This is a genomic window from Mycobacterium sp. NGS39, assembly GCF_059812765.1.
The window spans coordinates 25,475-37,241 of the sequence record NZ_JCALDH010000004.1; the positions used below are offsets into that span (position 1 = coordinate 25,475).

General features: G+C 64.3%; 9 protein-coding genes and 2 pseudogenes. 5 read left to right on the forward strand and 6 right to left on the reverse strand.

The annotated features are described in order from the left end of the window. Positions 1-50: 50 nt before the first annotated feature. On the reverse strand, positions 51-473 hold the full coding sequence (locus tag AC5Y39_RS06935; RefSeq protein ID WP_500017005.1) for a DUF5313 domain-containing protein: 423 nt from the start codon (positions 471-473) through the stop codon (positions 51-53). 234 nt (positions 474-707) lie between these two features. On the opposite strand from AC5Y39_RS06935, the gene ripD reads away from it, so the two are divergent. Continuing rightward, on the forward strand, positions 708-1,199 hold the full coding sequence (ripD, locus tag AC5Y39_RS06940; RefSeq protein ID WP_500017003.1) for an NlpC/P60 family peptidoglycan-binding protein RipD: 492 nt from the start codon (positions 708-710) through the stop codon (positions 1,197-1,199). Positions 1,200-1,234: 35 nt separating this feature from the next. Here ripD and aceA read toward each other — a convergent pair whose 3' ends face one another. Then, a complete protein-coding gene (gene aceA, locus AC5Y39_RS06945; protein ID WP_500017001.1) occupies positions 1,235-3,535 on the reverse strand; it encodes an isocitrate lyase ICL2 in 2,301 nt (766 codons plus the stop codon). 227 nt (positions 3,536-3,762) lie between these two features. On the opposite strand from aceA, the gene asnB reads away from it, so the two are divergent. After that, the gene (gene asnB, locus AC5Y39_RS06950; RefSeq protein ID WP_500016999.1) at positions 3,763-5,592 is read left to right on the forward strand and encodes an asparagine synthase (glutamine-hydrolyzing); all 1,830 of its coding nucleotides are present in this window, start codon (positions 3,763-3,765) and stop codon (positions 5,590-5,592) included. Between the two features lie 4 nt (positions 5,593-5,596). On the opposite strand, the gene AC5Y39_RS06955 is transcribed toward asnB, so the two are convergent. Both AC5Y39_RS06955 and AC5Y39_RS06960 read right to left on the reverse strand, forming a co-directional pair. Then, a complete protein-coding gene (locus tag AC5Y39_RS06955) occupies positions 5,597-5,959 on the reverse strand; it encodes a hypothetical protein (protein ID WP_500016997.1) in 363 nt (120 codons plus the stop codon). A gap of 94 nt (positions 5,960-6,053) precedes the next feature. Then, positions 6,054-7,157: an NAD(P)H-dependent amine dehydrogenase family protein gene (locus tag AC5Y39_RS06960; protein ID WP_500016995.1), complete on the reverse strand. Its 1,104-nt coding sequence runs from the start codon at positions 7,155-7,157 to the stop codon at positions 6,054-6,056. Between the two features lie 117 nt (positions 7,158-7,274). On the opposite strand from AC5Y39_RS06960, the gene AC5Y39_RS06965 reads away from it, so the two are divergent. Then, complete coding sequence (locus AC5Y39_RS06965) at positions 7,275-8,261, forward strand: LLM class flavin-dependent oxidoreductase (RefSeq protein ID WP_500016993.1); 987 nt, start codon at positions 7,275-7,277, stop codon at positions 8,259-8,261. A 9-nt stretch (positions 8,262-8,270) separates the two neighbouring features. Then, a pseudogene (locus AC5Y39_RS06970) lies at positions 8,271-9,346 on the forward strand (NAD(P)H-dependent amine dehydrogenase family protein). 15 nt (positions 9,347-9,361) lie between these two features. Here the strand turns inward: AC5Y39_RS06970 and AC5Y39_RS06975 are convergent. Further along, positions 9,362-10,204 (reverse strand): SDR family oxidoreductase, encoded by an 843-nt coding sequence (locus AC5Y39_RS06975; RefSeq protein WP_500016991.1) that lies wholly within the window; start codon positions 10,202-10,204, stop codon positions 9,362-9,364. Between the two features lie 96 nt (positions 10,205-10,300). On the opposite strand from AC5Y39_RS06975, the pseudogene AC5Y39_RS06980 reads away from it, so the two are divergent. Beyond that, positions 10,301-10,471 (forward strand): annotated as a pseudogene (locus AC5Y39_RS06980) (cytochrome P450); the annotation flags it as partial. Between the two features lie 18 nt (positions 10,472-10,489). Here AC5Y39_RS06980 and AC5Y39_RS06985 read toward each other — a convergent pair. Then, the gene (locus AC5Y39_RS06985; protein WP_500016989.1) at positions 10,490-11,761 is read right to left on the reverse strand and encodes a TetR/AcrR family transcriptional regulator; all 1,272 of its coding nucleotides are present in this window, start codon (positions 11,759-11,761) and stop codon (positions 10,490-10,492) included. Between the last annotated feature and the right edge of the window lie 6 nt (positions 11,762-11,767).

The window sequence follows — 11,767 nt, forward strand, 5'->3', positions numbered from 1 at the left end:
CCGCGCGCAGGGTGAGCTCGGAAGGCAACAATGATGATCCGGCCCGACGGTCAGAAGAAGGGATTGCTGTTGGACTGCCACTTGGCCTCTTCCGGGCGGGGTCCAAAGCGCCGGATGTAGTCCTCGTGGATTCGTGCTTCCCGTTCACGCTTGAGCACGTCGACCAAATTCGGATCCAACCCGTGCTGGGCCAGCCGGTGCCGCCGCCATACCTTGTTCAGCGCAAGTGAAATCAGCAGGGCCCAAATGTAAATCGGCAGCGTCATCTCGATGTGCACGTACAGCGAGGCAGGCAATAACCAGAACGGCGCGAGAACGATGAGCGGCGGTATCGCCGCCAGAATCATGAACCGGCGGACGGCTCCCTTGCCGGCGAGATCACGCGCGACCCACTCCCGCATCGAGTCGGGCAGGCGGATCAGCCCATACGAGTACGCGATGTACTGCAGAACATTCGGTCGTGCGGTTGCCATAGAGCTCCGTTGACTTGTCGTTCTTGACGAATACCCGCCGCGGCGGCCGCCTACCCCCATTGTCACCGACATGGGAGGGACGTCGACACGTCACCGTTCGGTCACGGTCCGGAGACGATCGTCGTCCGAAAGCCGTTCGGCCAGAACGCTGCTGGCACCATGGCGTTAAAGAAGTGGCTGCAGTGACTGCTGCGCAAATGCATGCAGCGCTCGATCAGAAAGGGTGTAGTTCCCATGAGGCGCATCTGGGCCGTTGCGGCCAGTCTGGCCATGCTGCTGGCGCTGCCCGGTACCGCGACCGCCGATACGTTGGCCGGACCCGTATCTCACCAGCAACTGATCAACAACGTCATCGCACGCGCCCTCTCACAGCGCGGCGTGCCCTTCGTCTACGGCGGCGGCAATGTCTCCGGCCCTACCCGCGGTACCGACCCGGCCGTCCCAACCGTCGGGTTCGACGCCTCCGGCCTGATCCAGTACGCCTTCGCCGGCGCAGGTCTGAAGATGCCGCGGTCATCCGGTCAGCAGTACCTGGTCGGCCGCAAGATCCTGCCCACTCAGGCACTCCCCGGCGATCTTCTCTTCTACGGCCCGGAAGGCACTCAGAGTGTGGCGCTGTTCATCGGCAACGGCCAGATGATCGAGGCCACTGATCCCGTCGTCACGGTGTCTCCGGTACGTACGGCAGGCATGACGCCCTACCTCGTCCGCGTGATCGAGTGGTGACTGTAGGCGCGAGTCACCCCCCGGCCCACAGCGATTCAGTCCTCCTTGCGGATCAATCGCTGCAGCGCCTTCCGATCGGACGCCAGCAACTCTTCAATGCGGGGTTTGTTCACCTCGGCCACGATGATCTCGCCCACATCCTGGTGGACGTCGCGGAAGATGCCGTGCGACTTCATCTTCTGCGTCTGATACTTGTTGTCCTCCGTAGGCGTCACGTAGTACACCGCCTCGGCCTTGAAGCGGTGCACCAGCCACAGGTGAACCAATGTCATCAACCGCTTCTGGCGTAGCTTCTCGGCGAACGTGTTCTGGTCGCGCACCGTCAGGATGCTGCGGCCGTAGCGGTCCTTGATCGGGTCGACGATCACGTTGGCCAGCTTTTCTTCCTCGCCGCCTTCGCGCTCGCCAAAGATGCCCAGTTCCAACAGTTCTCCGCCTGCGCGAAGAGGCCGCAGCTGCACCCGGAACTTCTCGCCGAGCTGATAATGCTCACCCCAGATCGCCAGCCATTCCTCCAGCAGCTTCTTCGGCACCTCCGTCTGCACCAGGTGCTGGTGCTGCGTCGAGCCCTTACCCATCGCTTTGGTGGTCGCTGTGCGACCTGACGACGCCAGCAGCGCCGCATCGCTGCGCGGTCCGCCGACGAGCGTTTGCGGTGTGCGATACGGGGATTCGATCAACCGCAGCTTCCGCTGCACCCGGGCCAGCGCCAGCATGCCGTCCTGGCGCAAGGCGGTGGCGAATTCTTCGGCCGCCACCCCGTCGATCTGATGTCCGCCGTAGGTGATGAAGTTGAAGACGAAGCCCATCTTGCCGAGTTCTGCGGGGAACGCCCGCATTTCGTCATCGGTCATGCCCGTGGTGTCCCAGTTGAACGACGGCGACAGGTTGTAGGCGAGCATCTTGTCCGGATACTGCTCGTGAATCGCCTCGGCAAACTGCCGCGCATCGGCAAGATCGGCGGTCTTGGTCTCCATCCACAACAGATCGGCGAACGGAGCAGCTGCCAACTGCTTGGCTATCGCATACGGAATGCCGCCCCGCAGTTGGTAATAGCCTTCCGGGGTCTTGGCCAGTTCGCAGTCCCAGGCCACGCTGACGCCTAGTTCCTTGGCCTTCTGGCTCGCGGTGTACAGCGAGGCCCGCTTGGCGAATTCCCGCCACTCGGCAGCGCTCATGCTCAGCGGTTCGCCGTCGTTCTCGCCGAATGCGATGAGGTCTTCGACCGCCTCGCTGTAGGTCTTAAGGCCCGCGTCATCCTCCCACGTCGCGATGAACTCCGACTCGACCTTGTCGTAAAGCGCGTCATTGGAAGGATCGCCGTCATGCCGCCAGGCAGCGGCCGCCTCGGCGATGACGTCCGAGATGCCATGGCTGTCAAGCCAAGCCTGCGCCGCGGCGTACTCGCCTTCGGGAAGCCAATACAGAAGGTGCCCGTTGAGCTCCCTGACTCCCAGCTCGTGGAAATGCCGCATCATCGCGAGGAAACACGACTTGTACGAAGGGATTCGGAGGTTGGTGGCCCCGAGAATGAACGGCTGATCACGCTCGTCGGCGCGGCTGTCGATCAGGTTTGCCGCCTCGGCGTCGGTTCGCGCGACGATGATGCCCGGCACGCGCATGATGTCAAGCTGGAAGCGGGCGGCGTTGAGCCGCTTGATCTGCTCGTCGGAGGGAACCAGCACCTTGCCGCCCTGATGGCCACACTTCTTCGTGCCGGGACGCTGGTCTTCGATGTGGTACCCCGGCACACCGGCTTCGACGAAACGGCGAATCAGGTTGCGTACGTGAGGATCTCCGCCGTGACCGGTGTCGGCGTCGGCGATGATGAACGGGCGGTAGTCGTACGTCGTTGCCGCTGCACGTTGCTCTTCGCTCATGCGCAGCCTGAGGTACTCCTGGTTGCGATCGGCGGTCAGAAGCGCACGCACCAGTCCGGCGGCCTCGTCGGGCACCTGGCTCAGCGGGTAGCTCGCGAGGTCTGGTCCGGGATCTTCGGTAGAGGAGCCCTTGGCGGATGTCGCCCAGCCGCCGAGGTAAATGCCCTCGATGCCCATGCGCTTCATGGTCACGGCCTGCCCCGGCGAGTACGGGCCGAAGGTGGTGATGCATTTGCGCTCGGCGAACAGTTCCCTGAGCCGGTCATAGAAGGCAGCCGCCGCCTCGCGGGCCACGGTGTAGTCGACGGGGATCGTGCCGCGCTGCTCGACCACCTGGCGGGCGGTGTAAAGCCGGGTGATGCCGTCGAAGCGAGGGCTCTCGAAGTACCGCTGCGTGGCGGCGACGTCCTGCTCGAACGGTGTGGGGGCCGACAGATCGGCCTCGATGATCGCCATGGTTCTACACACTCCTCGTTGAGCCCGGACTTCCCCCGACGACGCCATGCAGCGCGGCGGCCCCATGATTATCGCGAGCAAAAGGCCGGCTGGGCCCCGGTTTGGACCCTTTCGGCGCCAACGCTACGCCGCGCTCGGTGCGCCCGTGTGACCACGGTCACGGTGCGCCTCTGATTTATATAGGATACCAATGTAGTTACATCCCCGAAACAAACGGAGGTAACGGCATGTGCGGCATCACCGGGTGGGTGGACTTTTCCCGAGACCTGTCGCGCGAGCGCGCGACCATCGACGCGATGACGCAGACCATGGCCTGCCGCGGCCCGGACGCCTCCGGGGTGTGGTCGGACCACAACGCCGCCCTGGGGCACCGGCGCCTTGCCGTGATCGACATCCCGGGTGGCGCGCAACCCATGTCGGTGTCCACTCCGCACGGTGACGTCGTCATGGTGTACTCAGGCGAGGCCTACAACTTCACCGAACTGCGCGACGAGCTGAGCGCCAAGGGGGAGAAGTTCCACACCTCCAGTGACACCGAGGTCGTGCTGCGCGGCTACCTCCAGTGGGGTGAAGCCGTGGCCGACCGGCTCAACGGCATGTACGCGTTCGCGATCTGGGACTCCCGCGACCGCAAGCTCGTGATGATCCGCGACCGGATGGGCATCAAGCCGTTCTACTTCTATCCCACGCCGCACGGCGTGCTGTTCGGCAGCGAGCCGAAGGCGATTTTGGCGAACCCCCTCGCCAAACGGGTCGTCGACATCGACGGTCTGCGCGAGATTCTCGTTCCGGTGAAAACTCCCAAACACGCAGTGTGGAAAGGGATGCAGGAGGTCGAGCCCGGCAGCATCGTCACTGTGGACGAGCGCGGCGTGCGCGAACGCACCTACTGGCGCCTCGAATCCAAGCTTCACACCGACGACCGCGACACCACCGTTGCCAAGGTGCGCGAGCTGCTCGACGACATCGTCCGTCGCCAGCTCGTCGCCGACGTTCCGGAATGCGTCCTACTCTCCGGCGGCTTGGATTCCAGCGCCATCACGGCACTGTCGGCACGAGAACTCAGCGAGCCGGTGCGTACCTTCGCCGTCGACTTCGTCAACCAGGCCGAGAACTTTACGCCCACCGCGATGCGGCAGACGATGGATACGCCGTACGTGCACGACGTGGCCAAGCATGTCGGCTCTGACCACACCGACATCGTCCTCGATCACAACCAGCTCGCCGACATGGATCTTCGCCGCAAAGTTGTCGGCGCTCGCGACATGCCGCTGGGCCTCGGCGACATGGACGCGTCACTTTACTTGCTGTTCAAGGCGATTCGTCAGCAGTCGACGGTGGCGCTGTCGGGGGAGTCGGCAGACGAGATCTTCGGCGGCTACCGGCAGTTCCACGATCCGCAGGTGCAGCAGACGGATGCTTTCCCGTGGATCGCGATCGGCGACGGCCCGATCGACACCAGCGGCGAGATCCTCACGCCGGCAGTGCGATCCGCCGTCGATCTCGACACGTTCATGCGCGACCGCTACACCCAAGCTGTCGGCGAAGTCCAGCGCCTCGACGAGGAGGACGATTTCACGCACCGGATGCGGGTGATGAGCTACCTGCACCTCACCCGGTTCGTGCGGATCCTGTTGGACCGCAAGGACCGGATGAGCATGGCCGTCGGGCTGGAGGTGCGGGTGCCGTTCTGCGACCACCGCCTCGTCGAATACGTGTACAACACACCATGGTCGTTGAAGACCTATGACGGCCGGGAGAAGAGCCTGCTGAGGGGCGCAACCCGCGACGTGCTGCCCGAGTCGGTGGTGAACCGCGTGAAGAGCCCGTACCCGTCGACGTCCGATCCGCAGTATGGCGCCGCCATTCAGGCTCACGCCAAGGATCTTCTGGGTTCCGGGGACGACGGGCTGTTCGGCCTGATCGACCGCGAGGCACTGGAGAACATCACCCGGTTGGATCCCGCGACGCTGCAGCCGGTGGACCGGACGCGCATCGAACGGGTCCTGGACCTGGCAGTGTGGCTGGACCTGTACCGCCCGGAGATCGTGTTCTGACGCGTCAGCCGAGGAAGTTCAGCGTCACGTTGAACAGGCAGACCGCGGTGTCGCTGGGCAGGATCTCCATCAGCGTGCTGTCGGGATAGTCGCCCGTGGCGATGATGTGCTCGGGATTGGTCGGCGAGCACGGCACCCCGCTGCATCGCAGCCAGAAGCCTGGAGCTTTGAAGATCCCCGGCGCCGGGTCGACGCGGTAATGGCCGGGCGGGATCGACGCGGTGAGGCCCTCGACGGTCCGGCCGCCGACAGCGTAGATCCCGCTGCTGCCGTAGCGCGGGGGATAGATGACCGGGTCGGCTGACGCCGATGCTGCTGCGGCACACAGCAGCACCACGCCGGCCGCCATCAGCGCGAGCTTGCGCATGGCTTGCCCTCCAACATTTCGCCGCGTCGAACCGAGCGTATCCGTCTGACCGGCGTGGCGCGGCGGAAAACCGGTCGAGACGAAGCGTGCGCTCTCATGCAGAAGCGAAGGCGTTGCGCGGAAGTGTGAGCGGCAGATCGAGCGAGCTGAGCAATCCCGGGGGCGCCTCGACCACGTGGGGAACTGCATTCACGACGCGCATCGCGGTGGCGACCATTGCTCCCGCGCCTGCGGCCATGCCGGAGATACCCGCGCGTTCGCGATCCCGGAGGCTCACCGCCATCGTGCAGTCGATGTCCGGCTGGCCCTGGATCACCACTCGGTAGGACATGTCGCCGATGCCCTGCGGCCATTCCGGTGCGACATCGTGCGCCAGCCGAGTCACGTGTTCGATCACGATCGCTTCGCGGCCGTCGACGACGCCGATCGCCTGCATGCGCAGCGCGGCGCAGGTTCCGGCTTCCACGGTGCCGAACGCCACGTCGAAAGTCCGATCTGTCGTCCTACGGTCGAAGTTCTCGCGGATTTCCTCGACCTCGACACCCAATGCCTCAGCCACGAGCCGAATCTGGCCCTGCCACTCTCCGGCAATCGCGCCGGGAAAGCTGACCCACGGCGTGTAGTCGAGTGGCTGCCCGAAGCCCATCCCGTCGATCATGATGTCCGCGACCCCGTAGTCGTCGTACATTCCGATCTCGTATGCGTGAACCTTTTCGATTGAGGCCGACTGGGTCATCAGGACCAGCGGCAGGTAGTCGGCGGCGAACCCCGGTTCGATTCCCGAGGCGTAGAGGGACGCCTGGCCCGTCTTCGCGGCGGCCGCCATCTGGTCTCGCCATTCCGCCGGCTCGTATGCCGACGGATTGACCAAGCGCGTCGTGCTCGTCGTGACGACATTGATGCCGGACTCGAGCAGCCGTACATAGTCGGGGATAGCGATGGCGTCGCGCTCCGGTCCACTCGCGGCATACACGACGCAGTCGGGCTTGAGTGCAATCAGCGCATCGGCGTCGTTGGTGGCGGCCACCCCGATAGGTTCACCGCCGGCCAGTTCGCCGGCGTCCTTGCCAACCTTCTGCTCCGAGTGCACCCAGACCCCGATCAGCTCGATATCAGGTCGGCGCGAAATGGCGCGGATCGCGATAGACCCGATGCCGCCCGTGGACCACACGACAACTCGCTTCGCGGCTGACGCCATAGCTCTCCTTCGATTGATCGCTGGACCGGTCCGGACTCGCCGGCTGGTGGAGCGGAGCCGGTCACTCTGGGCTCACACTAGACCAAACATCTGTTCCGGCGTAGAGTCGCGGCCCGGATGATCACGCTGCGGTTCGACATGCGCGCGCCGGCCATCGGCGCCTCGGCCCCCGAGCTCTACAGCGCCGCCATCGAGATGTGCGCGTGGGCCGAGACGAGGGGCGCAGTAGTGGCAGTGCTGTCCGAGCACCATGGCGCCGAGGACGGCCATCTACCGGCGCCGACGATCCTGGCATCCGCGATCGCCGCGCGCACCGAACGCTTGGCGATTCTGCTGGCCGCCGTGGTGATTCCGTTATGGGACCCGGTGCGCCTCGCCGAAGAGATCAGTGTGCTGGACAACATCAGCAAGGGGCGTGTCATCTACGCGTTTGGCATCGGGCACCGTGCGCAAGAGTATGAACACTTCGGCGTCGACATGCGCCGACGCGGCATGCTCGCCGACGAGAAGTTGGGACTGCTGCTGGCGTTGCTCGAAGGTGAGCCGGTCGACCATGATGGCCGCCGCATCCATGTAACGCCGCCGTGCGCGACCCCCGGTGGTCCGCTGATAATGATCGCAGGCGGCAGTCCTGCGGCAGCGAAACGGGCGGCCCGCCACGGGCTCGGGTTCATCTCCCAAGTGAATTCGCCTGCGCTCAAGGACTTTTACGAAGTGCAGTGCCGCGCCAACGGCCACCAGCCGGGTATGGTCCAGTTCCCCGATAGCAATGCGCCAACAGCGGTGTTCGTCGCCGATGACGTCGATCGCGCGTGGGACGAACTCGGCCGATATCTGCTCCACGATGCGGTGACCGCCGCCGCGTACCGGCACGGCGACGAGACAGTGGCCAGCATTTCGCGTGCCCGAAGCGTCGACGAACTTCGGGCGGGGCCGAGTCCGTACCGCATTTTCACGGTCGACGAAGCGAGCTCTTACGTCGCCGGCGGGCGGGGGTTGCAGCTGCTGCCACTGTGCGGCGGACTACCGCCACAGCTGGCATGGCCCTACCTCGAACGTGCAGCGAGCGCTGTCGAGCGCGCTCAGGTATCGAAAACCGTCTGAGGAGAACCATTGTTAGCCAAGCCAATTCGCGTCGTCGTCTGGTCGACCGGTGGTGTGGGCTCTATCGCTATCGAAGCGGTCCGGCACCGGCCGGACCTCGAATTGGTGGGCGTGTGGGTGCATCACCGGACAAGGTCGGCCGCGATGCCGGCGAGCTCGCGGGTGGGGAACCCGTCGGGATCGCGGCGAGCAACGACGCCGAGGCGCTGATCGCGCTGCAGCCCGATTGCGTCGTGTATGCCGCGAGCGGCCCGGAGCGTGACGCCGCCGCGGTTCCCGATTATCTGCGGTTGCTCGAGGCCGGCATCAACGTGGTCTCGACGACGTCCACCAGCCTGGTCTACCCGCCCGCCTACTTCGCGAAGGAATGGCACGATCAGCTCGAGGCCGCATCGAAGTCCGACAACGTCTCGTTCTACGTCTCAGGCATCTTTCCGGGATTCGCATCCGATCACCTCGCGCTGCTGCTGTCGACACAGTCCAGGACCATCCGGACTATGACCGTCACCGAAGTCGCGCTCAACGACCACTATCCCGTCGCCGAGGTGATGATGGACGGGATGGGGTTCGGCCGGCCCCTGAATTTCGAGCCGATGCTCAAGACACCCGGGTTCATGCAATTGGCTTGGGGCGCACCGATTCACCTGATTGCGGAAGGTCTCGGCGTCGACATCCAGGAGGTCACGGGTTCACTGGACCGTCGGGTCACAGACAAAGACATCGAAGTTGCGTTCGGCACGATCAAAGCCGGTACATGCGGAGCAGTGCGCACGCGAGTCGCCGGAGTCGTCGGCGGAAACGAAGCGATCGTCGTCGAGCACATTATCCGGATGGCCCGCGATGTCGCCCCGGACTGGCCCAATTCGAAATACGACGCGACCTATCGCGTGGACATCGAGGGCGATCCCGACATCCACTGTTCGATGACGATGGGCGCCGCGGAGGGTCACGCTGCGGGCCGGGCCGCAATGACCGGCACCGCGATGCGCGTCGTCAACGCTATCCCTTATGTCGTGAAAGCGCCTGCGGGGCTTCTGAGTTCACTTGACCTGCCGATGACCTTGCCCCCGCACGCTTTCGGATGATTCGGCTCGCGGCGGTCAGCCGAGCGAGACCTTGCCCATGATCAAGTCGAGGATCGGCTTGCCGGGTGCGTAGGAGCCGGTGATCGACGCCATCGCGTGCCCGTTGTCTACGAGAAGATTGATGCCGCTGACGGCCCTGGCCGCGTCGCTGTTGAGAAAGATCATCGCGCTGGCCATCTCGTCGGGGGTATGCACCTTGCAACCGGTCGCGTCGCGGTAATCCTGGGCGAACGAGAGCCACAGATCTGCGTTGGCTTGGGCCAGCGGCGTATCGGTGGGACCCGGGCAAATCGCGTTGATCCGCACGCCCCGCTTGATGAACGGGTAGGACTGGATGGCCACGTACGCGTTGATCACCTGCTTGGAAAAGCCGTAGTGCAGGAAACCTTCGGCTTCATGCGCCGCCACCCACTGCTGGGCCGCCTCGTAGTCGGGTGTGGCCAAGAACTCCTGGATGCGCGGAAGGTCGTTCTCCCAGCCCAGGCCCGCCAGCGACGAGATGAAACAGATGGCTGAGCCGCGGGGGAGCTGGTCATTGGCGAAGAGCTGGTCGATCAGATGGCGATGGCCGATGAAGTTGATGCGCATGAGGTCCGGTCCGTCGGCCACACCGGCTGCAGAGAAGACCGCATGCACCGGGCCACCCACTTCCCTGAGCGCGGCGTCGATCGATGCCGGGTCGCGCAGGTCGACGGAGATCGCCTTGTCGACCGGATAGCTGATCGGGGCGTAATCCATCACGACCACTTCTGCGCCGAGCTCCTTGGCCTGCTTGGCGGCCGCGGCTCCCATACCGGTGGCACCACCCACCACGAGTGCCCGCTTGTTGTCGTAGCGGAATTGCTCGATACCAGTCATGTCATCCTCTCCAAGAGCCCGCCGCTGCAGGGGAACACCGTTACCATACGAGGAACATATCTTTGGTTCCAGAGATGGTCGACCCGAAGATTCAGTGTGGCAGGTTCCAGCACTCTTGACGTGTACTACGACCCTTTCGACTTCGACATCGACGACCACCCGTACCCCTGCTGGAAGCGCCTGCGCGACGAAGCCCCGCTCTACCACAACGAGAAGTACAACCTTTACGCGTTGAGTCGGTGGTCAGACGTCACACGCGTGGGCCCGGCTGCCCGTCAAACTGGGCTACCCGCGCTCGGCAACCCCGCGCACGACGGTGTCGCGCGCCAGGATGAGCGCCGCCCGCGTTTCCAGATCACGCACGATGTTCTCGGGCATCCACAAGACGTCCATCACACAACGCGACAGCAGCTCTATGGAAGGGCAGTCGACGCGGACCTCTTTGGACTTGATCCCTTGCGACAGAAGCGATTTCAGTTGACGCATCCGCTCGGTGAACAACAGTCCCGGATTAGGGGTGTCGGGCGGTGACTGGCGCATCCACGCCAGCTGGATTTTCCACTCGTCGGGAAATTGGTCCAGTGCGTTGATGAAGACCCAGCTCAGTGCGTCGAGCTTCTCGATCGGAGACGAATCCGAACCCAGCACAGCCGCGAATCCGCCGCCGACTTTGGTGCCGAACGACAACATGATGCTGGCCAAAAGCTGGTCCTTGGAGCCGATCAACCGATAGACCGTGCCGGTGCCCAGTCCAGCCGCCGAAGCGATGTCGCGGATCGTCGTGACCTCGTAACCCTTGCGGCCGAACTCGGCGCGCGCCACCGCACGCACGTGGGCGCCTTTGTCGTCAGCCTCGGCAGCCGTCTCCTCGATCCAGGTCTTGATAGCCTCCTCGGCAGCGGCGAAAGCGTTGGAGCGGTCCAGTTCGGCATCGCTGGGCGGGCGAGCTGCCAGACCCTGCAACATTATTCGGCACAGAACGGTGGCAACCCGGTCGGGTGAGAAGTTGTGGCGAATGACGTCGAGGCCGGCGTGCATGGTGCTCTGGCAAATGCGATCGGCAAGCGTGGGAAGGTCGATCTCGGGTCGGATGTAGCCGCTCCACCTGCCGGCTCGCAGTGTCTGCAGCATCGCCTGCTGGACAGCAGTGGGTGGCTCTTCAAGCAGTTTGACGAGCTCCTGGTTGGAGCTGGGAGCCTCGTAAAACGACATCTGCAGCGCTGCCCGGTGCTTGACCGCGCAACGTGCGATATCAGAGCCCAATTCCACGATCTTTTCCGAAGCGGGGCGCGAGTCCGGTTCGTCCAGTTTTTCGAGGGCTTCTCTGCCGATGCGATCCAAGTCGGCGTGGTACCGCCGGATGAGCTCGACGAGGATGGCTTCCTTGGATTCGAAGTGGTGGTACAAACTGCCGGGCAGGATCCCCGCGGCGTCGGCGATTTCCTGGAGGGAGGTGCGCAGACCGGAGGACGCGATCAGCGACGCCGCCGTTTCGAGCACTTCGGTTCGCCGGCTGCCCTTGGCGTCGTCAGCGCCAGACGGATGTTCAAGCGCCACAACACC

Coding starts and splice junctions, on each gene's coding strand:
- AC5Y39_RS06935 (WP_500017005.1), bottom strand. CDS start 473: ATGGCAACCGCACGACCGAATGTTCTGCAGTACATCGCGTACTCGTAT.
- ripD (WP_500017003.1), top strand. CDS start 708: ATGAGGCGCATCTGGGCCGTTGCGGCCAGTCTGGCCATGCTGCTGGCG.
- aceA (WP_500017001.1), bottom strand. CDS start 3,535: ATGGCGATCATCGAGGCCGATCTGTCGGCCCCCACACCGTTCGAGCAG.
- asnB (WP_500016999.1), top strand. CDS start 3,763: ATGTGCGGCATCACCGGGTGGGTGGACTTTTCCCGAGACCTGTCGCGC.
- AC5Y39_RS06955 (WP_500016997.1), bottom strand. CDS start 5,959: ATGCGCAAGCTCGCGCTGATGGCGGCCGGCGTGGTGCTGCTGTGTGCC.
- AC5Y39_RS06960 (WP_500016995.1), bottom strand. CDS start 7,157: ATGGCGTCAGCCGCGAAGCGAGTTGTCGTGTGGTCCACGGGCGGCATC.
- AC5Y39_RS06965 (WP_500016993.1), top strand. CDS start 7,275: ATGATCACGCTGCGGTTCGACATGCGCGCGCCGGCCATCGGCGCCTCG.
- AC5Y39_RS06975 (WP_500016991.1), bottom strand. CDS start 10,204: ATGACTGGTATCGAGCAATTCCGCTACGACAACAAGCGGGCACTCGTG.